This window comes from Terriglobales bacterium (assembly GCA_035691485.1).
In the GTDB taxonomy this organism is placed as follows: Bacteria; Acidobacteriota; Terriglobia; order Terriglobales; family Acidobacteriaceae; genus JAIQGF01.
This window is the reverse complement of the sequence record DASSIZ010000046.1, coordinates 1-24,081: the sequence shown is the minus strand read 5'-3', so window position 1 is coordinate 24,081 and position 24,081 is coordinate 1. Positions and strand designations below refer to the sequence as shown.

Annotated in this window: 19 protein-coding genes; 7 read left to right on the top strand and 12 right to left on the bottom strand. The window is 61.7% G+C overall.

Annotated features, from left to right (window positions below; genetic code table 11):
* Positions 1-343 (bottom strand): GNAT family N-acetyltransferase (locus tag VFI82_05750; GenBank protein ID HET7184167.1); only part of this gene is annotated, 343 nt, incomplete at its 3' end.
* 136 nt (positions 344-479) lie between these two features.
* Between VFI82_05750 and VFI82_05745 the strand changes: the two genes are divergently transcribed.
* Complete coding sequence (locus tag VFI82_05745; protein ID HET7184166.1) at positions 480-1,508, top strand: IS110 family transposase; 1,029 nt, start codon at positions 480-482, stop codon at positions 1,506-1,508.
* Positions 1,509-1,837: 329 nt separating this feature from the next.
* Here VFI82_05745 and VFI82_05740 read toward each other — a convergent pair whose 3' ends face one another.
* The 4 genes from VFI82_05740 to VFI82_05725 form a co-directional block, all read right to left on the bottom strand.
* Positions 1,838-2,533 (bottom strand): PEP-CTERM sorting domain-containing protein, encoded by a 696-nt coding sequence (locus tag VFI82_05740; protein ID HET7184165.1) that lies wholly within the window; start codon positions 2,531-2,533, stop codon positions 1,838-1,840.
* Between the two features lie 298 nt (positions 2,534-2,831).
* A complete protein-coding gene (locus VFI82_05735) occupies positions 2,832-3,632 on the bottom strand; it encodes a hypothetical protein (protein ID HET7184164.1) in 801 nt (266 codons plus the stop codon).
* A gap of 122 nt (positions 3,633-3,754) precedes the next feature.
* Entirely contained in the window at positions 3,755-4,423 is a 669-nt protein-coding gene (locus VFI82_05730) for a hypothetical protein (protein ID HET7184163.1), read from the bottom strand.
* 84 nt (positions 4,424-4,507) lie between these two features.
* The gene (locus VFI82_05725) at positions 4,508-6,934 is read right to left on the bottom strand and encodes a serine hydrolase (protein ID HET7184162.1); all 2,427 of its coding nucleotides are present in this window, start codon (positions 6,932-6,934) and stop codon (positions 4,508-4,510) included.
* A gap of 138 nt (positions 6,935-7,072) precedes the next feature.
* Here VFI82_05725 and VFI82_05720 point away from each other — a divergent pair, with 138 nt between their 5' ends.
* The 4 genes from VFI82_05720 (at position 7,073) to VFI82_05705 (ending at position 13,075) form a co-directional block, all read left to right on the top strand.
* Positions 7,073-8,230 carry a serine hydrolase domain-containing protein gene (locus tag VFI82_05720; protein ID HET7184161.1) on the top strand — a complete coding sequence of 386 codons (1,158 nt, stop codon included), beginning with the start codon at positions 7,073-7,075 and terminating at the stop codon, positions 8,228-8,230.
* 253 nt (positions 8,231-8,483) lie between these two features.
* Complete coding sequence (murQ, locus tag VFI82_05715; protein ID HET7184160.1) at positions 8,484-9,410, top strand: N-acetylmuramic acid 6-phosphate etherase; 927 nt, start codon at positions 8,484-8,486, stop codon at positions 9,408-9,410.
* Positions 9,411-9,546: 136 nt separating this feature from the next.
* On the top strand, positions 9,547-10,851 hold the full coding sequence (gene murA, locus VFI82_05710) for a UDP-N-acetylglucosamine 1-carboxyvinyltransferase (GenBank protein ID HET7184159.1): 1,305 nt from the start codon (positions 9,547-9,549) through the stop codon (positions 10,849-10,851).
* 181 nt (positions 10,852-11,032) lie between these two features.
* The gene (locus tag VFI82_05705) at positions 11,033-13,075 is read left to right on the top strand and encodes a response regulator (GenBank protein HET7184158.1); all 2,043 of its coding nucleotides are present in this window, start codon (positions 11,033-11,035) and stop codon (positions 13,073-13,075) included.
* 244 nt (positions 13,076-13,319) lie between these two features.
* Here VFI82_05705 and pnp read toward each other — a convergent pair whose 3' ends face one another.
* Together pnp and rpsO are read right to left on the bottom strand one after the other, a co-directional pair.
* Positions 13,320-15,734 (bottom strand): polyribonucleotide nucleotidyltransferase, encoded by a 2,415-nt coding sequence (gene pnp, locus VFI82_05700; protein ID HET7184157.1) that lies wholly within the window; start codon positions 15,732-15,734, stop codon positions 13,320-13,322.
* A 151-nt stretch (positions 15,735-15,885) separates the two neighbouring features.
* Positions 15,886-16,152 carry a 30S ribosomal protein S15 gene (gene rpsO / locus VFI82_05695; protein ID HET7184156.1) on the bottom strand — a complete coding sequence of 89 codons (267 nt, stop codon included), beginning with the start codon at positions 16,150-16,152 and terminating at the stop codon, positions 15,886-15,888.
* A gap of 469 nt (positions 16,153-16,621) precedes the next feature.
* On the opposite strand from rpsO, the gene VFI82_05690 reads away from it, so the two are divergent.
* Together VFI82_05690 and VFI82_05685 are read left to right on the top strand one after the other, a co-directional pair.
* A complete protein-coding gene (locus VFI82_05690) occupies positions 16,622-17,815 on the top strand; it encodes a hypothetical protein (protein ID HET7184155.1) in 1,194 nt (397 codons plus the stop codon).
* Between the two features lie 260 nt (positions 17,816-18,075).
* The gene (locus VFI82_05685) at positions 18,076-19,476 is read left to right on the top strand and encodes a citrate (Si)-synthase (protein HET7184154.1); all 1,401 of its coding nucleotides are present in this window, start codon (positions 18,076-18,078) and stop codon (positions 19,474-19,476) included.
* A 260-nt stretch (positions 19,477-19,736) separates the two neighbouring features.
* Here VFI82_05685 and VFI82_05680 read toward each other — a convergent pair whose 3' ends face one another.
* The 5 genes from VFI82_05680 to VFI82_05660 all read right to left on the bottom strand — a co-directional run bounded on the left by VFI82_05680 (position 19,737) and on the right by VFI82_05660 (position 24,033).
* Positions 19,737-20,339 carry a 2-oxoacid:acceptor oxidoreductase family protein gene (locus tag VFI82_05680; GenBank protein HET7184153.1) on the bottom strand — a complete coding sequence of 201 codons (603 nt, stop codon included), beginning with the start codon at positions 20,337-20,339 and terminating at the stop codon, positions 19,737-19,739.
* A complete protein-coding gene (locus tag VFI82_05675) occupies positions 20,339-21,229 on the bottom strand; it encodes a 2-oxoacid:ferredoxin oxidoreductase subunit beta (protein HET7184152.1) in 891 nt (296 codons plus the stop codon). Before VFI82_05675 ends, VFI82_05680 begins: the two co-directional genes overlap by 1 nt.
* Positions 21,226-22,386, bottom strand: coding sequence for a 2-oxoacid:acceptor oxidoreductase subunit alpha (locus VFI82_05670; GenBank protein HET7184151.1), 1,161 nt, complete (start codon positions 22,384-22,386; stop codon positions 21,226-21,228). Before VFI82_05670 ends, VFI82_05675 begins: the two co-directional genes overlap by 4 nt.
* Positions 22,376-22,639 carry a 4Fe-4S binding protein gene (locus VFI82_05665; protein HET7184150.1) on the bottom strand — a complete coding sequence of 88 codons (264 nt, stop codon included), beginning with the start codon at positions 22,637-22,639 and terminating at the stop codon, positions 22,376-22,378. The genes VFI82_05670 and VFI82_05665 overlap by 11 nt, the downstream gene beginning before the upstream one ends.
* A 305-nt stretch (positions 22,640-22,944) precedes the next feature.
* Positions 22,945-24,033: an aminotransferase class I/II-fold pyridoxal phosphate-dependent enzyme gene (locus tag VFI82_05660; GenBank protein HET7184149.1), complete on the bottom strand. Its 1,089-nt coding sequence runs from the start codon at positions 24,031-24,033 to the stop codon at positions 22,945-22,947.
* Positions 24,034-24,081 lie beyond the last annotated feature (48 nt).

Below are 24,081 nucleotides of genomic sequence, written 5' to 3'. Positions count from 1 at the left end.
CGCTCGCGTATCCACGGCCCCAGTACGGAACCCCGATCCAGTACCCCATCTCGGCCCGCTCATGTTCCCGCTCGATGTGCAGGCCGACGCTACCGCAGTACTCGTCAGAAGACGCAACAAAGATTGACAGCCGTAGCATTTTGCCCTTCTCGATCTCAGCTTCCATGACTTCGAAATACTGTTCCGCGTCCTGACGGGTATACGGGTGCGGGATACGCAGCGTCGTCGCGGCGATTTCGCGCGCCGAAATAAGCGGCAACATCTGGTCGAGATGTGCGCGGTCGAGCGGACGGAGCACCAAGCGGGTGGTGCGTATTTCCCTACCAGCGGTCATTCGCTGCATTGTAGCTGCGTTACGCTGTCGAGGCCATGATTCTGCCGTAATGCGGCGATTGATGATAAATCGACTAATGAGATGGTCCGCCGCTGGTCATGCCTCGATGTCATGATGCAGCAGCTCAGGAGCGGAGGATCATCACATGCAGATTGCGTCGGTTGGAATCGACCTCGGCAAGACCACCTTCCATCTGGTTGCACTCGACGAGCACGGCAAGATTGTGGCCAGGAAAAAGTTCTCCCGCCAGCAACTGCTGGCCTACACGGTGAACCTGCCAAGTTCGCTGATTGGGATCGAAGCCTGCTCGGGCGCGCATTTCATCGGTGCGGCGCTGCGTGACCAAGGCCACGATGTGCGGCTGATTCCGGCGCAGTTCGTAAAACCGTTTCTCAAGTCGAACAAGAACGACTTCCTGGATGCCGAAGCGATCGCGGAAGCGGTGGCGCGGCAGAACATGCGCTTTGTGCCCATCAAGACCGACGACCAGCTCGATCTGCAGGCGCTGCACCGCGTCCGCGACCGGCTGGTGCATCGTCGCACGGCGCTGATCAACCAGATCCGAGGTTTCCTGTTGGAGCGTGGCATTATTTTCCCGCAGGGGCCGGCAAACCTGCGCCGGCAGATGCCTGCCATCCTGGAAGATGCCGAGCAGAAGATTACGCCGCGCATGCGCAACCTGCTCGATCATCTCTGGCAAGAGTGGAAGTCACTGAACGCTGAGATCGAATCGATTAGCGATGAGGTCGACGCCATCGCCAACCAGGATGCAGCCTGTCAGCGCCTGCGCCGGATACCCGGAGTGGGGCCGCTGGTCGCCACCGCAACCGTAGCCGCGATCGGCAACGGCGCCGCCTTCCGCAAGGGACGCGAGTTTGCCGCCTGGCTGGGCCTGATCCCGCGACAACATTCGACGGGAGGCAAAGCGCGGCTGCTCGGCATCAGCAAACGAGGCAGCATTTACTTGCGCCGCATGTTCATCCACGGCGCGCGCGACATGCTGCTGCGAGTGAAGTACGACACCGGCCGATTAGGGCAATGGGCGCATGAGCTGGAACTGCGGGCGCCGCGCAACAAAGTCGTGGTGGCGGTCGCTAACAAACTGGCGCGCATTGCCTGGGCGGTGCTGGCTACGGGAAACGAGTACTGCAACCAGGCAATCGCAGCCGCCTAGGTTTCGATTCCGAAAGTCTGCTGAGGAGAAGTCAGGACGAAAGAACAGTCAAACGGCGTGTTGGAGAACCTGCTTACGGTAAGGTCGCGCAAGACCGTTCGACTTATGAGGACCAGCACGCGCGGATCATCATCATGGCCCGGAGAAAATCCTCCACTAAGAGGCCGGATACATTTACGCAGACTGTACTTTCGGCTCGCAACTCCTCTTGCAGTACCGCGGCGGACCACTCTTGACAACTCGGCTGATTTCGCGCCGCGCCGTTCGGAAAAAATGCCTCCGATTTTGTTCAAAAACCGGGGGCTTGCGCGCTGCTTACAGAAAAATACTTATCGCAAACGACGGCGAACTAGTCCGCCAAGACCGAGCAATCCGGTTCCCATCAGCAGCATGCTGGCTGGCTCAGGAACGGGCGGTGTTCCGGGCACATTATCTGCTCCAGCAGTCGTTCCGAATGAGAACGTTGCGCCGGTGACCGTCGTGCTCGCGGTTACTCCAGCGATGGAGATGTTGAACGTGGCGGATTGATTGAGGAATGGATTGTGTGGGCCGTTGCCCGCAATGGACCCATTGGCGTTGCTATAGACATTGCCAGCGCCGGGAGGGCCAATGATCAGGTGCGCCGGGCCGGTTGGCGTCCCGAGTACATTAAGCAGAAGCGTATTACCGCCGAGGCTAGATAAACTCCAACCGGTCGACACCGTAGAGCCCAAAGTGAAAGTGCCACCGCCTTGAACGGTGATTTCCTGTCCAGAACTTGAGGACAGGGCTGCACCGGCAAACGAACTGCTCAGCGTGAAGCTCAAATCGCTCAGCAACTGAGCCACATTCGTCGGATTGGCCTGGAGATTTGTCAAAGTTATCGACAGAGTTCCAGCACCGGTTGTGAAAACCGCCTGGGCGTTTACCGCACCGCCGGAGGTTGTGGCCCCTGGAGGTGTTGTGAACGTGATGGTATTCGCACTCGCCGTGGAGATACAAACGGCCAAAACGATGAGGGTGGACAGAGCAAACTTTACTCTCATGCAGGGCCTCGGGGGATTAAGCCCACGCGTTGGGCGCAGGGTACCCACGGGTAATCGAGCAATATTACGGCCGTTTTAGCCGTGGGCAAAACCCCCGTTTATTCATGCATTTACCTCAGCAAGAAGCTCCCCGAACTATGGAGAGCTGCAATTGTTTGCACAGTGTCAAGAAATCTACTTCTCCAACGAGCGATAAATCGTCTTCACGTAAGCTTGCGCTTTCTATTCGCCAATGCAGCAACTTCGGTGCGGCATTTGGCGAGCCTGCTGCGGCGCACGGAGGTTTTGTGACAGGCTCTTATTTCGCGAACAGTTTCGCCAGCAGCCCTTTTCCCTTCTCTGCCGGCAGGCTCAACGTCGCCAGGATGGAATTGAGTGCCGGTTCCGCGAGTGGTTGCGCGTCCTTGCGTAACCGGATCATCTCCACGAACGAAGTGTACCGGTCCAGGCAATAGAAGCAGTCGCGGATGTGTTCTTCCGCCAGTTCCCGCTCACGCCACGAGAGCTGTCCATTGATCATGTTGTTGAAGGTCCGCAAAGGAAGGCACTTTTCGGTGTGCCCTTTTTCCGCCTCCAACATCAACACGCGCGCGGAAGTGTTGAAGGCGTCGGCGGTGGCGGCCGGCAGGACCTCGGCCAGGCGCTTGTCGGCTATGTCCTTCACCGCTTGCGCGGTGGCTTCGGTATTGAACATCATGGGGCCAATGCGCGGCGCGTCGTAGCCCTTGATGAACATCCAGAGCACTTCGCGCTCCATCACCGGCAGATCTTTCATGATCGAGCGCACCTGCTCCAGCGACAGCTCCGGTGTGGGCACCCGCGCCACCTCGCGTCCGTAGGCGAATACCAGCTCGCGGAAGGCCATCAGGAATTCGCGCTCGTTCTGAAACTTGATCTGCCGGAACCAGGCGTTGTCGCCGGCGCGCGCGCGCTGAAAAACCTGCGCCACGTGGGCATCGATTTCCGGCGCCAGCATGGGAAAGAAGTGCTGCAGCAATGTCCGCGCGATGGGCGCATAATCGCGGACAAATTCCTGCCATCCCAGCCGCTCGCCCCGGCCGCAATCCTCCGCCATGGTGAAGATGGTGCGAACTGCCATGGCTTGAGTCTAACAGCGCCGCGCTGGGTTGCGGACTTCCGGCAGGCTTCGCCCCCGGCGCCGCGCTGCTGGTTACAGGCTTCAGGAAGAACTGAAGCCTGCAGCCTACGACACAACCACGGTTAGCGGACTCGGTTTGCATCCAGCGTCAATGGGCGCTCCAGCACGATCTGCACGCTGGTTCCCACCGGCAGGCTGACATCAGGGCCGCGCGTCAGGAGCACGCTTGCCAGGCCGACCGCGGCGCCGGCGCCGCCGCCGATTCCCGCGCCTCGAACGCCGCGGTCCACAACCGCTCCCACTACCGCGCCTTCGCCGGCGGTCTTGGCAACCGTGCCTGCGTCCTTGCCCTTGGTGCCGTTCTGCTGAACCGTGCCTTCCTTATCTCTGACGGTCTGCGATTCCGAGCCGGGCAGGTTTTCGACTGCGCCCGGCAGCATGACGGTATAGCCGTTGTGGAAGATCATGGTGTTGAAGTGCATCAGGAATTCGGCGCGACCCTTGACCCGCCCCGGACGCTTGATCTCGCTGATGCGGCCCTGCACGTAAGTCCCGGCGGGAATCACGATGCGATCGTTGGCCGTGATCGGAAACACGGTTTCCGCATACACCGCGTCACCGACCTTGGCGCTCTTGGTGGAAATCCCCTGCGCCAGCTTCAGCGGAATTTGCGTTCCGGCGGGAACGGTAATGCCGGGACGTGAAACTCCGCCGCTCGCCTCGCGCGCATCCGCCGCCTGCTGTGCCGATGCCATCGCGCCGAGCAGTAATAACAAGATTCCCCATCGCATAAAAATGCCTCCGAACCGCTGCTTACGAACTTTGAACACGGAGCGCAAAAATTTGTTTCTGGCCGGAATCCTCATTCCACCTAGTCAGTACAACAGATACTTCCTCCGAACCGCCTCGAACTGCTCCAGTTCTTCGCGCCAGTTGTCAGCGATATTGCGCGGGTCGGTGCCGGCGGCAATCGCGCTCATCACGCGCGGATCGTTAATCAGGAGAATCATCTGCCGCATGTCCCATTCGTTGGGATACAGCTTGTGCAGCGCCGACGCCAGCTCGATTCCCAGCTCCGGCGCGTCCAGCGTATTCCTGTCGAGCACGACGACGTTGACCCCGCCGCAACTCTGGCCGCCATATTTCTGTCCCGCCGCTGGGGTGAACGTGGTCGGCACGAAGCGCACCCCCGGAATCAATCGCGCGTTCAGGTAATCGGCAAATTCCTTGGGCTTGATCCACGGCGCGCCCACCAGCTCGAATGGCGCGTCTGTCCCGCGGCCGACGGAAACATTCGTGCCCTCGATCTCCGCCACGCCGGTGTAAAGCGTATTTTGCGTCAGGTTGCGCAGGTTGGGCGAGGGACTCACCCAGGTCAGCCCGGTGGAATCGAACCAGTCGCCGCGAATCCAGCCTTCCATGGGAACGACCGTAAGCCGCGCATTGATGCGACGCTCGGCATTGAACATCTTCGCCAGCTCGCCGATGGTCATGCCGTGCCGCGGCGGCTCCTCTGTGTAGTTGACGAAGCTCTCCTGCCCCGGCTGCGAAACCGGGCCCTGCACGTAGGCGCCTGTAATCGGATTGGGACGATCCAGCACCACGACCTCGATCCCGGTTTTCCCCGCCGCTTCCAGCAGATACCCCAGCGTGGTCTCGTAGGTGTAGAAGCGGGCGCCGGCATCCTGGACGTCGTACACCACGGCATCCAGGTCTTTGAGAACCTCCAGCGGTGGACGGCGCTTGGCGTCAGTGGTGCCGTAAACGCTGTAGACCGGAACCCGCGTGGCGGTGTCGACTGTGTTGCCGATGGCTTCGGTCTCCAGGTCCCCAGTAACGCCGTGTTCGGGGCTGAAGATGGCGGCCAGCTTGATTCCCTCCGCCTGCGCGAGGACGTCAATCGTGCGCCGGCCCAGGCCGTCGATGCCGGTCTGGTTGCTCAGCAATCCAATCCGCCGCACCTTGCCGGGTGCTCGCAGCACATCGAAGTTGTGCGCCTCCAGCACATCAATTCCGGTCTTCACCTGCCCGTTGCGCACGTTGATCCGTCGCGAGGCCGCGTAGCTGTCGTTGTAGCCGGTGATGCGCGCCAGCCGCATCTTCTCTTCTTCGCTCTCCGACAGCTTCAAGGCCGCCGTAACCGCGGTCGCGGTGCGATTGCGCAGCGACATCACGTCCTTGCTGTGGCCGCGCGGATGCACCGCGTTGGTCAGGATGATGATGTAGGTTCGCGTGACCGCATCCATCCACAGCGATGTCCCGGTGAACCCGGTGTGGCCGAACGATCCCACCGGCAGCAGGTCGCCGCGATTGCTGGAAAACGGACTGTCAATGTCCCACCCGAAGCCGCGCACCGAGGTCGCATTCGGCGGCTGCTGTGGCGTGGTCATCTTTTCCACCATCAGGGGCGAGAGCACCGGGCCGCCGCCATCCAGCATGGCCTGCGCGAATTTCGCCACATCCGCGGCAGTGGAAAATATTCCTGCGTGTCCTGCCACCCCGCCCATCCGGCGCGCCGTGGGATCGTGCACCACACCGCGCAACATCCGGCCGCTTTCGTCGTACTCCGTCGGCGCGATGCGCGGCAGCCACGCGGCCGGCGGCAGGTACGTCGTCTCCTCCATTTGCAGCGGCTGAAAGATGTGCACTGACGCATATTTCTCGAGCGGCAACGCCGATACCCGCTCCACCAGGAAGCCAAGGACTTCGAAATTCACGTCGCTGTAGAAAAACCGCGAGCCCGGCGCGTACACCGGTGCAGTGTCCATCGCCATGCGAAAGGCGGTGTCACGGCCTCGCCACGGCTGCTTCAGATCCAGGTCATCGGGCAGCCCAGAATAGTGCGTAAGCAATTGCCGCACCGTGATGTCCTGTTTGCCGTTGGTGCCGAACTCCGGGAGATAACGGGCCACGGGATCGTTCAGCCGCACTTGCCCGTACTGCACCAGGCGCATCACCGCCGTCGTGGTGACCAGGCACTTGGTGAGCGACGCCATGTCGAAGATGGTGTCCAGCGTCATGGTCTCGCGCCGGGGCTCCAGGCTGCGGGATCCGTAGGCCTTGCGAAAGACTACTTTGCCGTTATGCCCGACCAGCACCACCGCGCCGGGAATCTGGTGCTGCTTGACGGCTTGCTCGAAGATGACGTCTACGGCGCTGAAACGCTCGTCCGCCGTGGCGGAAAGACGGGGCTTGGTGGCGGTTCTGGCGGGCGGCTTGCGCTTGCTCGTCTGCGCCGCGGCCGGAACCGAAAACGCGCACGCCAATACCACGGCCAGAACATAACAACACGAGGTCCGCAAGGTCCTCCTGTGGAAGGGGGGAATCTCATCGCGAAATTTACAGGAGTTCGCCTTGACAGTACAGTGGTCCGTGCAGCCAGGAATGCAAAGCGTCAGCCATTCAGTGCCGAATTGAGGAGCGGCAGAATTGCAGAAACCATGCTGAGTAACTCGATTCCCCGCCTCCACAGTTCGGCGATTCCGCAATTGCCCGGAATGGTATTGACCCCCAATTTCGCTGTCCAATACCAGCGCTTCAGCCGCGCTTTCGAGCTGCTGCGCGAGGCGATTGCTGCCCGCGCTTTTCCAGGGTGCTCGCTGGCCGTCTTATACCAAGGCCAGTTGATTGCATCCGCCGGCCTGGGCCGCTTTACCTATGAAGCAGATTCGCCGGAAGTCGATGCAGCCACCGTCTTCGACCTGGCCTCGCTGACCAAGATCGTCGCCACTACCACCATGGCAATGATTCTTTACCAGCGCGGCGTGCTCGACCTGGACCTGGCGGTGCAATCGGCGGTGCCCGAGTTTGCCGCCAGGGAGCTGAACGATCCTCGCCGCGCCGAGGTAACGATTCGTTCGCTGTTGGCCCACACCTCCGGCCTGCCGGCCTACGTTCCGCTGTTCGAGAGCGCCGGCACTCGTGACGAACTCCTTTTTGCCGCTTGCCGCACGCCATTGCAAGCCGCTCCCGGCGAACGCGCCGACTACAGCGACATCGGGTTCATCATTCTCGGCGAAGCACTCGCCCGCCTCGGCGACGATGCCCTCGACAGCTTCTGCCTGCGCGAAATCTTCGGCCCCGCCGGCATGGTCAATACCTGTTTCCGTCCGCCGCGCCAGATGCGCCCATCCATTCCTCCCACCGAGGATGATCGTAAATTCCGTCACCGCATCGTTCAGGGCAAAGTGCATGACGAGAATGCTCACGTGATGCACGGCGTGGCCGGGCATGCAGGCCTGTTTTCGAATGCGCCCGATCTTGTCCGCTTCGCCCATGCGCTGTTGAGCAGCCACCTGCTTCGCCCTGAAACCGTGGCCGTCTTCGCCCAGCCGCAACCAGTCCTCAGCGGACAGGGACGCGCCTTGGGATTCGATTTGCCCTCGCTGCCCTCGCAATCCGGACGATGCTTCTCGCGTCATTCGATCGGACACTTGGGGTTTACCGGCACGTCCCTGTGGATAGACCTGGAACGCGATCTCGCCATCATCTTGCTGAGCAATCGCACCTGGCCCAACCGCACTTCGCAGGCGATCAAGCAGTTCCGGCCGGCCGTCCACGATGCTATCTGTGAAGCTTTAGGATTGACCCCTGGTTAGCGCGGTGTTTTTTGAGCCTTAAGCCTGGCGAGCCCTGCGGGTTCGCAGAGCCGGTCTAGCCGTGCCCCACATCAGCGGATTTGAATGGGCGCAGCCGTGCCCGATGGGTGGCGCAGGCCTTTAGGCCTGCGAAAACACTCATCAAATATTTGTCATCCCGAGCGAGCGCGAAGGAGCGAACGCGACCGAGTGGCTTGAGTGGGACTCACAAGTCGCAACTCTCTCAACTTTCCCCTCGCTGCTACACTCCTCAATGATGGATGAGCCCGAAGACCTGCACGATCTGCGGACCGAGGCGCAAAATCCCGCCTCCGCTGACCTGGATACCAAGACGGCACTGGAGATCGCGCGCATCATCAACGCCGAGGATGCCAAGGTTGCCGGAGCAGTGGAACGCGCGCTGCCGGAGATCGCGCAAGCCATCGATGCCGTCGCCAAGACCATTGCCATTGGCGGGCGCCTGATCTACGTCGGCGCCGGCACCAGCGGACGCATCGCCGCACTCGACGCCGCCGAGTGCCCACCCACCTTCGACACCAATCCGGAGACCGTACAATTCATCATGGCGGGGGGTGTGGAAGCACTGTGGAGTCCATTCGAGCCTGCCGAAGACTCGGCTGAATCCGGCCGTCGCGAAATGGCCAGCCGCAATCCCGGTCCGCGCGACGTCGTTGCCGGCATCGCCGCCAGCGGGCGCACTCCTTTTACCCTGGCAGCGGTGGAATACGGCCGCGGCCGCGGCGCTCGGACCATCGCCATTACCTGCAACCCCGACACTCCCCTGGGCCACGCCGCCGACATCGAGATCGTAGTCGAAGTCGGTCCGGAGGTGCTGACCGGCTCCACGCGCATGAAAGCGGGCACCGCGCAGAAGCTGATCTGCAACACCATCACCACGGGCGCCATGGCGCGTGCCGGCTACGTGTACGGTAACCTGATGGTGAACGTGCACCCGAAAAACGAGAAGCTGGTGGCGCGCGCCGTCGCTATCCTGGAGAGCGCCGCCCAGACCGATGCCGGGCGTGCCGCCGCCGCGCTGCAGGGATCCGGCAACAGCGTTCCGATTGCGCTGATTATGCTGAAGACCGGCGTAAGCAAGGCGGAAGCCCAGCGGCACTTGCAATTGGCTGGCGGCAACGTCCGGCGCGCGATTGAATCGGCAACGCTGCTCAAGAAATAGGGTGTAGGGTATACGAGCAGGTTCTCCTGACTCCCAGCTCCTGGCTACTAACTCCTATCTTTCGTGCTAGGGCTCTCGGCTTATTACGTATTCGCCGCTAATCTGGCAAACTGATAATCGAGAACCGACGACTTTCATGGATAAATTCGTTATTCGCGGCGGCAATCCCCTGCTCGGCACTGTACGCATCAGCGGCGCCAAGAACGCCGCCCTGCCCGCGATGGCCGCTGCCCTGCTCACCGACGAGCCTTTGGTGCTGGAAAATATTCCGCAGGTGCGCGACATTGAAACCACCCGCCGCCTGCTCGCCAGCATGGGCGCCGAGGTCGAACTCGGCTACGGTCGCGCCCAGCATCGCACCACCATTTCCTGCGCCAACCTGCTCCATCCGGAGGCGACCTACGAACTGGTGAAGACCATGCGCGCTTCCACGCTCGTGCTGGGACCGCTGGTCGCCCGCTGCGGCATGGCGCGTGTTTCCCTGCCCGGGGGCTGCGCCATCGGAGCGCGTCCCATCGATCAGCACATCAAAGGCCTGGAGCGGCTGGGCGCAGCGATCACTACCGAGCACGGCTATGTCGTGGCGCGCGCCGATCGTCTTCGCGGCGGGCACGTCGTATTCGACAAGATCACCGTCACCGGCACGGAAGATTTGTTAATGGCCGCGACCCTCGCCGAAGGTGAAACGCTGATGGAGAATTGCGCGCGCGAACCCGAAGTTGCCGATCTTGCCGCGCTGCTCATCAAGATGGGAGCGCACATCGAGGGCGCGGGCACCTCGACCATGCGCATCCGCGGCGTTGACAGGCTGGGCGGTGCGCGTCACCGCATCATCCCCGACCGTATCGAGGCCGGAACGTTTCTCATTGCCGGCGCGCTTACCGGCGGCGACATCAACGTCACCAACTGCGACCCCTCTCATCTCACCGCGCTCACGCAAAAGCTGGAGGAAGTGGGCGTCAAGCTGCGCCCCAACGGCGACTCGGTCCGGGTCATGGGCGATGGTGGCTTCCGCCCCGCCGACATCAACACCGAGGAATATCCCGGCTTCGCAACTGACATGCAGGCGCAGTACATGGCGCTGGCGACGCAAGCCGATGGCACCTCCATCATCACCGAAAACATTTTCGAGAACCGTTTCATGCACGCCCAGGAGTTGGTGCGCATGGGCGCCAACATCAAGATCGAAGGGCGCAGAGCGATTGTGCGCGGCCGGACTCCGCTCAGCGCCGCCGCCGTGCTCGCCTCCGACCTGAGGGCCTCGGCCACGCTCGTGCTCGCCGCGCTGGTCGCCGACGGCGAGACCATCATCGACCGCGTTTACCACATCGATCGCGGCTACGAGCGCATTGAAGAAAAACTGAAAGCCGTAGGCGGCGAGATTCGCCGCATCGGCGAGATGTTCCCCAAGCGCGCGACGGTTCCTGTAGCCCAGGGCTGAACCACGTTTTTTTAATAGCGGCCGCTTCGCCGCTCACCTCCCGACGTGTCCCGAAACAAACCTGTTGCAGAAAACGGAAAGTAAGGCGCGTGCCGCCCCCTCATTGCGAAAGAACGCAGACAGAATGCGCTTAATGTAACAACGGCGGCATGCCTTGAATCGGCGCGCCAAGGTTGTTGACATGAGCGACCATCTGCCCAACGACCCGCCGGCAAAACCATGGGCGGTCTACGGCGTCACCATCACGCTGCTGGCGATGGGCATGGCAATCCTGCAGTGGCAAACCTGGCGCGGCAGCAGCCACCTGCACACGCTGATGGAGCTTCCGGCGACTCTGCTGGCGCTGCTCGTCGGAGTGCTGGCGCTGGTCCGCTTCTACAGCAGGAAAGACAATACCTTCCTTTTTATCGGCGCCGGTTTCGTGGGAACCGGGCTGCTGGACGGCTATCACGCGGTGGTCTCGTCGCCGTACTTCATCCAGTATTTTCCATCGCCGCCGCCTTCGCTCATCCCGTGGAGTGGTTTTGCGTCGCGGCTGTTGCTGTCGGTACTGCTGCTGTTGAGTTGGGCGTTGTGGAAACGGGAAGAAAAGCTCGGGGAAAAAGGCCGCGTCGCGGAATCGCTCGTCTATGCGATGGTGGGCGCCTCGGCCGGGACCTGCTTCCTGTTCTTCGCGCTGGTTCCGCTACCGCTCGGTTATGACCAGATTGGCTGGGTCCAACGCCCGCAGGAGTTGCTGCCGGCCATGCTCTACGTTGTCGCCCTGGTCGGGTACTGGGGCAAAGGGCGTTGGCGCCGGGACCCGTTCGAATACTGGCTGGTCGTTTGTATTCTCCTGTGCGGCGGGCAGTCGTTTTACATGACGACATCGCACAAGCTGTACGACACCATGTACATCGCGGCACACGGCCTGAAGCTGCTGTCGTACGTAGCGGCGCTGACCGGATTGATTGTGGCCATGTATCACCTTTTCCTGCAGGAAGAGGCGATCGTTTTAGAGCGGACGGAAAAGCTGCAGGCGGAAATCGTCAAGCGCAAGCGGGCGCAGGAGCTGGCCGAGTCCGCCAATCACGCCAAAAGCCAGTTCTTGGCCCACATGAGCCACGAACTGAGAACACCGCTGAATGGAATCCTCGGCATGATCGAGCTGGCATTGGACACCGGGTTGACTCCCCATCAGCGCGAGTACCTGGGCCTGGCAAGGACTTCGGCGAACTCCCTGCTCACTGTGATCAACGACATCCTCGATTTCTCCCGGATCGAGGCGGGCAAACTGCAATTCGAAACCGTGGACTTCGATCTGCGCAACCTCCTCCAAGAAACGCTCAGTACCTTCGTTCCACAGGCGCGGGAGAAAGGACTGGAACTCAACTGGGAAGCAGCGCTGGATTTGCCGCAGATGGTGAGGGGTGACCCCAACCGGTTGCGCCAGGTAGTGGTCAACCTGGTGGGAAACGCGATGAAATTCACCGAGCGCGGTCGAGTCCACCTGAGCGCGCAGGTGGAGTCGATGACCGGGAACGAGGTCGTGCTGCGCTTCGATGTGAGCGATACGGGAATCGGGATCAGCGCAGAAAACAGGGAAACAATTTTCGAATCGTTCGTGCAGGCGGATGGCTCGACCACCCGGCGCTACGGAGGCTCGGGATTGGGACTCAGTGTCTCCCGCCGCCTGGTCGAGATGTTTGGCGGGCGGTTGTGGCTGGAGAGCGAGCCGGGAACGGGCAGCACGTTTCACTTCACGGCGCGGTTAGGGATCGGAAGCAAGCCTGCGGCCGCGCCGAGTGTGTCTCCGCCGGCAAAAAACTCCGCGCGCTGGCAAGTCCCGGAAATGCGAATTCTGCTGGCGGAGGACAACCCGATCAATCGCACGCTGGCGCTTCGATTGTTGGAGAAAAACGGATACCGGGTGGATGTGGCGGATGACGGGAGACAAGCCCTGGAGAAGTGGAAATCCGCAAGCTATGACTTGATCCTGATGGACGTGCAGATGCCGGAGATGGATGGGTTCGAGGCCACCGCGGCAATCCGGGAAATTGAGAAAACTACCGGTGCGCATGTGCCGATTGTCGCCATGACCGCCTATGCCCTGACCGGCGACAAGGAACGATGCCTGGCGGCAGGAATGGATGGTTATGTCTCTAAGCCGTTTCGGATTGGCGAGCTATTGAGGACCTTGCAGGAGTTCGACAAGAAACTCGAGGAGCCAGTCGCTGCCAGATAGATTTCTGCGATTGCGATGAGGGCATGACACGGGTCTCTCACCCGTGACCACGGTCCACCTGTCGGACCAGGACCTTAACCGGACACGAACCGAACAACAGAAATCAGAACAGGAAAGGAGGAATAAGATTGCCAGAGCGGGCACGGCCACAGCTCAACGGCTGTGGCCGTTTCCCATTTGACCCGTCGCCAGAGCAAGAGAAAGCACGCTCGAAATCGGGCGCGCTTTTCAGTCTTCAGGCTTGTTAGCGACCTCTGCCGCGATCGCCGCCACGGCCGCCGCCAAATCCGCCGCGACCGCCGCCATTGTGTCCGCGACCGCCGCGTCCACCGCGCCCGCCACGACCGCCACCACCTCCGCCGCCCCCGTGGGGACGCCGGCCGCCGCCACCGCCGCCACCCTCGGGACGCGGCCCGGCGGAATGCGCTTCGGCGCGGTTGAAGTTGGGCTCGCCTTCGGCTTCAGGTTCTTCGGCAAAATCACCGCCGCCCTCAAAGGTCACCGGTCCGGTCGCTGGCGCGCCTTCCAGGCTGGCGTCCGCCGGGCCTCCACCCATCTTCGCGCGCTGCTCTTTCAGGATGGCCTTGCGCGAAAGTCGGATACGGTTTCCTTCCACCGACAGGACCTTCACCAGGACCTGGTCGCCTTCCTTGAGTTCATCGCGAACGTCCTTGATGCGGTGCTCGGCGACCTCGCTGATGTGCAGCAGGCCGTCGGTGCCGGGGAAGATTTCGACGAACGCGCCGAAATCGGCCAGCCGCACCACCGTGCCCAGGTAGGTCTTCCCGATCTCGGCGGTGGCAGTGATGTCACCGATCATCTGCAACGCTTTCTTGGCCGAATCCTGGTCATTGGAGGCGACGTTGACGCGGCCGCTGTCCTCGACGTCGATCTTGACCCCCGTAGCCTCGATGATGCCGCGAATCACCTTGCCGCCCGGCCCGATCAGGTCCCGAATCTTGTCGGTAGGAATCTGCAGGGTGTAGAAACGAGGCGCGTATTCGGAAACGGCGGTGCGCGGCTCGGAAATTTCCGCCTTCATCGCCTCCAGGATATGTATGCGCCCGCGGTTGGCCTGCTGCATGGCTTCCCGCATGATCTGCGGCGTGATGCCCATCACCTTGATGTCCATCTGCAGCGCGGTAATGCCCTGCTCGGTTCCGGCAACCTTGAAATCCATGTCGCCGTAATGGTCTTCGGCGCCGGCGATGTCGGTGAGGATGGCATACTGCTCGCCTTCCTTGACCAGGCCCATCGCCACCCCGGCTACCGGGGACTTGAGCGGAACACCGGCGTCCATCAACGACAAGGAGGCGCCGCACACGGTCGCCATTGACGACGACCCGTTCGACTCCAGGATGTCGGAAACCACGCGCATGGCGTAGGGCCAGTCCGCTTCGTTCGGCAGCACGGCGGAGATGGCTCGCTCGGCGAGCGCGCCGTGCCCAATCTCGCGACGCCCGGCGCCACGCAGAAATGCCACTTCCCCAACCGAAAACGGCGGAAAGTTATAGTGCAACATGAAGCGCTTCTTGGCTTCGCCTTCGAACAGTTCCAAACGCTGCATGTCGTCCGAGGTGCCCAGGGTGGTGGTGACCAGCGCCTGGGTTTCGCCGCGGGTGAAGGTGGCCGAGCCGTGGGTGCGCGGCAGCACGCCGACTTCAATCCAGATTGGCCGCACCTGGTCAAAGGCGCGCCCGTCGGGACGGCGGTGCTGTCCGATCACCTGCTCGCGGAAGATGCGCTCGCGCAGGATTTCGAAGTTCGTGCTGAGCTGCTTGCGCGCATCTTCATCGTCCTCGGGAATCGCTTCCTTGAGTTCGGTCTTGAGCGCCTTCACCAGCATGGAACTCTCGTGCTTGGGATGTTTCTGGGTATCGAGAGCGTCGCTGAGCTTGTCGCCGATTTTCTTGCGCAGCGCGGCGATGGCTTTTTCGTCCACCTGCGGCGGCTCGAACTGGCGCTTCGGCTTGCCGGCCCGCTTGGCGAGGTCGTTGATGGCGGCGCAGATCTTCTTGATCTCGGCGTGCGCGAACTCGATGGCATCCACCACCGTGTCTTCCTGCACCTCGCTGGCCCCGGCTTCAATCATCACGATGCCGTCGGCGGTGCCCACCACCATCAGCCGAAGCAGGCCTTCGCGCATTTCTTCGTAGGTGGGATTGGTGATGAACTGTCCGTCCTTGAGGCCGACGCGCACCGCGCCTACCGGCCCGCCGAACGGGATGTCGGAAAGCGTCAAGGCGCAGGAGGCCGCATTGATGGCGGCCACGTCGGGATCGTTCTGGTTGTCGGCGGAGAGACAGAAGGCGATCACCTGGGTTTCGCTGCGGAAGCCCTCCGGAAACAGCGGCCGCATGGGGCGGTCAATCTGGCGGCTGGTGAGAATTTCGCGCTCGCTGGGGCGCCCTTCCCGCTTGATGAACCCGCCGGGGATGCGCCCGCCGGCGTAGGTGTATTCACGGTAATCGACGGTCAGGGGAAAGAAATCGATGCCCTCACGGGGCTCCTGGTTGGCGGTGGCGGTGCCCAGCACCACGTTGTCGCCGAAACGGACAACGCAGGAACCATGCGCCTGTTTGGCAAGCTTTCCGGTTTCAAAGGAGATTGATTTTCCGCCGGTTAGTTCAACGGTAACGGACTGCGGTTCTGGCTTCATTGAAATCCCTTCCACGATGGGGGCACCGGAGCGTTCCGCGGCTGGCGAAACACGGGTGCGATGGCGCTGGCCCGGTGATACCGCCGGGGTCGGGCGCAGACGAACACGGGGAGACGCAAGGCTGCCGAGTCACTGGTTATTCAGGCAATCGCTACTTGCGGATGCCAAGTTTGGAGATTACGTCTTTGTAGCGCTCGGTGTCGTATTTCTTGAGGTAGTCCAGCAAGCGACGCCGCTTGCTGACCAACATCAGAAGGCCGCGCCGGGACGCGTGGTCCTTTTTGTGCGTCTTGAAGTGCTCCGTCAACTGACCAATGCGCTCACTCAAGAGGGCGATTTGCACCTCTGGACTGCCGGTATCGCTGGTGTGCGTGCGGTATTGGTCAATGATGGACTGCTTATGCTCTCTCGCTAACACGGAACTGGGTGCACTCCTGTGATTTTCCAATCTGTGTACGTCAACGAGCCTAACACGCGCAGCAGAAGAGTGTAAAGCTACGCAGGAGCGTTATTTAGCCCTTTCTCGAGCCCTATATCCAACCCCACGGCAGGGGTGGAGAATCTCACGTCTGCAGGAGCAACGAAGTTGCAGCGCGCTCGCCCTCGAGCGCGGACAATCAATACACAGGTTCAGCCTGTCGCAAGTCCCCGGGTAAAGCTCTAGGCCAGGCAGGAGCAACACCGGAGCAGGCCTGGTGTTGTAGGAGGTACAAGGAGTGGTTGTGCTTTGTCGGAATTGTGGTCATCAAAATCCGAAGCAGAACCGGTTTTGCGGCATGTGCGGAGAAACGCTGGTAAGCCGGAGCGCGCCGGAACCGGTAGTCGAAAAAGTTCCTATCGAGGTGCCGACGACGGCTGGTCCAGGTGCGCCTACCGAGCCAAAACCCTTGCAAACGATCCGCGAGTCCGAGCCTTCCGAGCCGGTCGCGGTGGACCCCGAGCGCACCATCGCTCCGTGGTGGGAAGACGAACGCGAGACCGCCGCCAGACCCCCGGAGCGCGTTTCGCCGAACCGGGAACCGGAGCCAGTGACGCCGCCGGCTGCGGCCGAACCCACGCGGCGTAGCGACAAGTGGTGGGTGGACGAAGGCGAAACCACCGTGGGCGGTCCGTCGTTCCTGGGATTGAGCAGCGGGGACAACGTCGAGAGCGGCGGATACTCGTACTTGTTCCAGGGAGAAGAAGAGCGGTCGCACGCGGGACGCTGGGTTGCGCTGCTGTTGTTGCTGGTGGTGGGCGGGGTGGTCTACGCCAAGTGGCAGCCCATCCGCGATTACGTGCTGACCATGGCAATCACGCATTCCAAGCCCCAGGTGCAGACGGCACCCGCCAACGGCGATCAAAGCGCAACCGCGGGAACAACCACGGGCAGTTCGACGACGGCGGGAAGTTCCGCCCCTGCCACGACGCTCGCCAGCAGCGATGCGCCCTCACAGCCAACCATCACCACGGAAAACAAGGCTGAGAACAAGACCCCCAAGGAGGGTCTTCCCCAAACAGACAAAGGGTCCGCCGCTGCGGCAGCCAAGCCGCCTGACAATGCAAACTCGAACGCGGCCGACGCGGCATCGGGCAAGGCGGATAGCTCAGCAGCCTCGAAGACTCCGGGCGCACAGCCGGGCAGGACGTCAGACGTACCAGCGAAAGCGGGCGCGAAGCCGCAGCCATCAAAAGAGGAAGCGTCGGCAGAAAGCTCCGACGAAAAAGCTGTTGACGACGTGAAATCGCCGGCTGCCGGAAAAGTCCGTGGACCACAAGAGAACCCTGGCGGCGAACTGGTCAATACCGGCGAGAAGTATCTCTATGGGCACGGCGTGGCGCGGAGTTGCAACCAGGCGGTGAGTTATTTCAATGCCGCGGCGGCCAAACAGAACCCGCAGGCCTTCAGCCATCTGGGGGCGCTTTATGCCACCGGAGAATGCGTGCCCATGGATCGCGCCACTGCGTACGCGTATTTTCGTCGCGCTTACGCCAAGGAGCCTGCCAATCACTACTTTGAACAGAACCTGACCATGTTGTGGCGGGAGATGACTCCCGCCGAGCGGCAGCGGGCGACCGGTAATCGAACCGCAAGCTTCTAGCCCGGTCCCAAAACCCGTTTGTGTAGCGGCCGATTTCAATCCGCCGACATCGCCAACTCCTAACTACTGCCCCAAACCCCTGGCCGGGTGCGTTTCCCGAGCGCGTGCATTGGTCACCCCGTTCTGTGACTGGGCTCACCGCTTTGTTGTTCGCCAAAAACGACAATAGCCGCGGCTGAGGTGCATTGCAAAAATTGCGTGCCTCCGGCCATGCCTGGCGCCGCAAACCGGGCGTATGTCACCGAAAGGAGTCGAACGGCATGCCGCTCAAAGAAGTACTGAGACAAAAAATCGAGGAATTCCGTCCTCGCACGCAAAAACTCACCAAGGAATTCGGCCATGTCGTGATCGACGAGGTCACTATCGAGCAGACGATGGGAGGCGCGCGTGACATCCGCAGCCTGGTGACCGATATCTCGTATCTCGATCCGCAGGAAGGAATCCGCTTTCGCGGCAAGACCATTCCGGAGACCTTAGCGTTCCTGCCCAAGGCGAGAAATTCAAATTATCCGACGGTCGAAGCTTTCTGGTACTTCCTTCTGACCGGTGAATCGCCCAACCAGGCCCAGCACCGCGAAGTCCTCGGCGAATGGAAGGTGCGGCAGATCGTTCCTTCCTACGTGTGGGACGTCATTCGCGCCCTGCCCCGCGACAGTCATCCCATGGTCATGCTCTCCACCGGCATCCTGGCCATGCAGAAGGACTCCAAGTTCGCGCATTTTTACGGCTCCGGCAATTTCAACAAGTCGGTTGCCTGGGAATACGTTTACGAAGATGCCTACGATATCGTGGCCCGCATTCCCATCATCGCCGCCTTCATTTACAACCTGAAATATCGCAGCGATTTCCAGGTAGCGATCAATCGCGAACTGGATGCGGGAGCCAATTTCGCGCACATGATCGGGCAATGCGAAGAGTACAAGGACGTTGCCCGCATGTACTTCATCCTCCATTCCGATCACGAATCCGGCAACGTTTCCGCGCACACCACCCACCTGGTGCACTCCGCCCTTTCCGATCCCTTCTACGCCTATTCGGCCGGTCTCAACGGCCTGGCCGGTCCTTTGCATGGCCTCGCCAACCAGGAAGTCCTGGACTGGCTGCTGAAGTTCGAAAAGAAATATTGCCAGGGCGCGGAGCCGACTAAGGAACTGGTCACGCAGGCGCTGTGGGACACGCTGAAGGCCGGACAGGTGATTCCCGGATACGGCCACGCGGTTTTGCGCAAGACCGATCCGCGCTACATGTCGCAGCGCGAGTTCTGCCTTGCGACTCCGGGTCTCAAGGTCGATCCGCTCTTCAAACTCGTTTCCATGATCTTCGAAGTCGCGCCCGGGGTGCTGACGCAGCACGGCAAGGCCAAGAACCCCTGGCCCAACGTCGATGCTCAGTCGGGCGTCATCCAGTGGTACTACGGGCTGCACGAGTGGGATTTCTACACCGTCCTGTTCGGCGTCGGGCGCGCCCTGGGATGCATGGCGAACATTACCTGGGACCGCGCTCTCGGAGCTCCCATCGAGCGTCCGAAGTCTGTCACCACGCCGATGCTGGAAGAATGGGCTGCCGCAGGCGGACGCAAGAAAGCGGCGGCGGCAACTCCCCAGCCCACCGGCGTCGAACGGGCGGCGGCCGCGGCGTTGGGCATGAAGACTGGCGGTTAGTCTCTTTGCAGCCCGGATTGTGGCTGGCACGAAGTGTGATTCTTGAAAGGGCACGGCTTCAGCCGTGCCCTTTTGTGCGAAACACGCCGCCGGATACTTGCAAGCTCGCGCAGGCGCAACCTGTTTCTTTCATGCTGGCGCAGGCGCGGCACGGGAAAGGGCACGGCTGAACCACACGGGTAAGGGCACGGCTTCAGCCGTGCCGAATAGAGCTCAACCAGAAGACCGGCTTTAGCCGCTGAGGGAACAGGTGGCTAACCTCAGTGCACTTCGAGTGACTTCACGTCTTCCTGGGATTCGTCCGCATTCTCCTGGCCGCCGTTGGGAAGGTTCTTGCCGTATTCAAAACCTTTGTCGAACGCTTTCAGGTTGAGTTCCTTGAATGCGGGCGGCACGGAATCCGCCACTGCCTGGCGCAGCGACTCCGGCTTCAGCAGATTCGTCACCGCGGCGAAGAAGCCGACCATCACGATGTTCAGCACCATCTTTTTTCCGAGTTCCTCGGCCAGCCGCGTGGCCGGGCAGCTGAAGACCTTGGTGCCCACCGGCAGATGGCTCACGCGAACCAGGTCCTGCTCGATCACCAGGGTGCCGTCGTGCTTCAGCTCCGGCGCGAATTTGCTGTACGCCTCCTGCGACATGACGACCAGCATGTCAGGCCGGGTGACGTAGGGATACAGCACCGGCGAATCGGAGACGATGACCTGCGCGCTGCAGGCGCCGCCCCGTGCTTCCGGCCCGAAGCTCTGCGTCATGGTGGCGAAGTCGCCTTCGAAAATGGAGGCCGCTTTGCCGATCACGATCGCGGAAAGGATGACTCCCTGTCCGCCGAATCCGGCGATGCGAATTTCGGTAAGCTGCATCAGTAGTCCTCCCCGCAGCATTCGGCTGCGCATTCAACGGCAGCGCACTCGTCCACGTAGCGCTCGCCCAGGGACTCGACAAACTGCTCGCGTGCAGCATTGATGTAGTCGGGGCGATCGCGGTCCACGAACTTGCCGACGATGATCTCGCCGGCCTTGGTCAGCCCGATCTCGCTCGTCGACGCGCCGTTCTTGATCTTGCTGTGTTCCTTGTAGAACTTCATGGTGTCCAGGCCATCGCCCATCTTGTTGCGGCGCTGGTAGAGCGTCGGGCAGGGCGAGAGGATTTCGATGAAACAGAAGCCGGGCTTCTTGAAGACTTCCGCCATCGAGCGGGCAATCTGGCGGACGTGAAAAGTAGTCCAGCGCGCCACGTAGACGGCGCCCGCGGCCTCCACCAGGTGCGGCAAATTGAAGGTCGGGTCAAAGGTTCCGTAAGGATGCGTCGAAGTAATCACGTGGCCGGGCGTGGTCGGAGCGGTCTGGCCGCCGGTCATGGCATAAATCAGGTTATTGACGCAGATGACCTTGATGTCCACATTGCGGCGCGCGGCGTGAATCAGGTGATTGCCGCCGATGGCGGACAGATCGCCGTCGCCGGAGTAGACCACCACGTTGAGCTTGGGATTCGCCAGCTTCAGGCCGGTGGCGAACGGGATGGCGCGTCCATGCGTGGTGTGGAATGAGTCCAGGTTCACGTAGCCGGCGACGCGGCCGGTGCAGCCAATGCCGGAAACGATGGCCAGGTTTTTCAGGTCCACCTTGGAATCGAGCAACGCGCGCGAAAAGCAATTCACGGTGGTGCCGATGCCGCAACCCGGGCACCAGATGGTCGGCATGCGGTCGGTGCGCAGGAACGGCAGAACGGGGTTGGTCGCGACGCTGCTCATTGGTTCGCCTCCACGATGGCCTTGACGATGTCTTCGGGCCGATGCACGCTGCCCCCCGCGTGCGGCACGTGAATGGTTTTCGCCGCGCCCCGGGCCGCCCGCTCCACTTCCAGCACCATCTGTCCGAGGTTCAGTTCCGGCACCACGAAGGCTTTCACCTTGGGCGCCAGTTCGCGAATCAGTTTCGTGGGGAAAGGCCAGGCGATGATGAGCCGCAGTTTGCCTACCTTCAGCCCTTGCGCGCGGGCCTCGTCAATGGCGCGCTGCGCCACGCGCGACGTGATCCCGTAGCTGACCACCACCACGTCGGCGTCGTCGAGGTGCTCGCCTTCGTAAAGGACCAGGTCGGGCGCGTTGTCGATCTTGTCGCGCAGCCGCTTGACCAGCTTGTCCTGGACCGCAGGCGTCATGTTGGGATAGCCGCGCTCGTCATGGGTCAGGCCGGTGACGTGAAACTTGTAGCCTTCGCCGGCGTGCGCCATCTCCGGCACCAGCGAGCCGTCGCCGTTGCACTGGTACGGCTTGTAATCCGCTGGCGATTTTTTTGTGTGCTTGCGCGGGGTGACCTCGATCTTGCCGGCGGGAGGTATTACGACTTTCTCCGTCATGTGCCCGACTACTTCGTCCATCATCACCATCACCGGCACGCGGTATTGCTCGGAGAGGTTGAACGCCTTCAGCGTCAGGTCGAAACACTCCTGCGGCGAATTGGGACAGATCGCGATGATGCCGTAATCGCCGTGCGAGCCCCAACGCGCCTGCATCATGTCGGCTTGCGCGGGCAGGGTGGGCAGCCCGGTCGAGGGGCCGCCGCGCTGCACGTTGACGAACACGCACGGCGTCTCCGTCATCGCCGCGTAGCCGATGTGCTCCATCATCAGCGAAAATCCGGGACCGCTGGTCACGGTGAACGCCTTGGCCCCGCCCCAGACCGCGCCTTGCAGGCAGATCGAGGCCGCCAGTTCGTCTTCCATCTGGATGAAGGTGCCGCCGACGGTGGGAATGCGCGAGGCGAAGCGCTCCACCACCTCGGTCGACGGCGTGATCGGGTAACCGGACGCGAAACGCGCGCCCGCCGCCAGACAGCCTTCGCAGCAGGCGTGGTCTCCATCGAGAAAATGCGTGCCGGTAAGGACGCCGGCGGGATCAGCGTGCATCATTGGCCTCCTGGTCCGGTTGTTTCGCCGCGTCGGCCGCGTTCAAGCGGTATCCGAAGATGGCGAAGTCGGGACAGTACATCCCGCATAGGTCGCAGCCGCTGCACTTCTCCGGCGCCACCAGTTGCGGCGGATGATAGCCCTTGGAGTTGAACGCCGAGGAGAGCGCCAGGGCTTTGAAGGGACAAAACTCGACGCAGAAGCCGCACGCCTTGCACCGCTCGACGTGAATCGAAACACTGCCTTTGGCCATCCGAAACCTCTCTCACCGGGGGCTGTGGCCGGAGTCACCTGAAAACGTGATCCACCTCTGCGTGCGCTCTCCCGCGCCGGGAAGGCGATCGGCCGAGACCCCTGAAATTCGCGGTCAAGACACGGTGTGCGATGGCACATCCTCAACCGTTTCTGATTGTGCGCGTTACGTATCGCAAGCGTGTATGACGTGGGTCACATTTTCGTGTGAGGAAGGACACAGGCGATAAATTGGTCGGACCAGTTGCCTGTGATGATGGGGCGCGCGGGTACCTCACTCAAGCCGCTCAGGCTTTGCGTGCGAGGTCAGTTGAATTCCTGCAGCGCTTTCCCAAGCCGCTCCAACCCCTCGCGTGTCATTTCCGGGTCGCCGCCGAGGCCGATCCGGAAGTGCTGCGCGGCGGCGAAGAAGCTGCCCGGAACAACCGTCGTCTCGTATTTGTCGCGCAACCGATCGAACATTGCTTCCACGCTGCCTCGGCGCAATCGCGGAAAAGACACCGTGCCAAATTCCGGCCGCACCACGTCCAGGGCGCCGCAAGAGTCGAAAAAGCGATTGAGTGCGGCGCGATTGCCGTCGAGCAGCGACTTTGCCCGGGAGGCGATTTTCCCCAGGTTATCCAGCGCGATAACGCTCAGCAGCTCCGCCGCGTGCACCGGGCTGGCCGCATACAGGTCGTTGATGCGCCACAGGCGCTCGGCAAGTTTGGGCTCAGCCAGGATCCAGCCGCAACGAAGGCCGCTCAGGCCGTAGGCCTTGGTCAGGCTGCTGGTAACCACGAACGTCTCAGGATCGAGGTGAAATGATGATGCCGGTGTCCTCTCGAATGCCATGTCTAGGTACACCTCATCCACCAGCACGCGGGCGCCGGCGCGGCGTGCGATTTCCCCGATCCGCCGCAGCGTGCCATTGTCGGAGAGCACGCCTGTGGGATTGTGCAGGTTGGTGAGCATGATCAGCCGCGTGCGCGGCGTCAGGTGGCGCTGGATTTCCCCCGGATCCACGCGGTAGCCGTCCTGAGAACGGCGCTCGAAGTGCGAGACTTCGAGGCCGAGAAAGCGCGCCGTGGTGTCGAGCAATTCATAGCCCGGCGCCTCGCTGAGGACGTGATCTCCCGGCTCGGTAATGCCGGCAATGGCGATGTTGTTGGCCAGCGAGGTGCCGCCGTTGATGTACACCACGCATTCGCGCCCAACGTTGTTCTTCGCTGCCAGGCGGTCCAGCAGCGGCTCGTAACCGTAGGCGGTGGGGCCGTTGATCTCCAGTTCGTCGATCGTGACCGGCAGTTCCGCCATCGGGTAGCTCATGATCCCGCTGGTCGCCAGGTTGTAGCGCGAGGAGGAGCGCAGCTTGGCGAATTCCATGTACGGTGAACAGATCGTGGTGCGATTCATAAGAACTGTGCTCTGTGATCAGTGGCTGGAAGTTATCTCACAAATGAT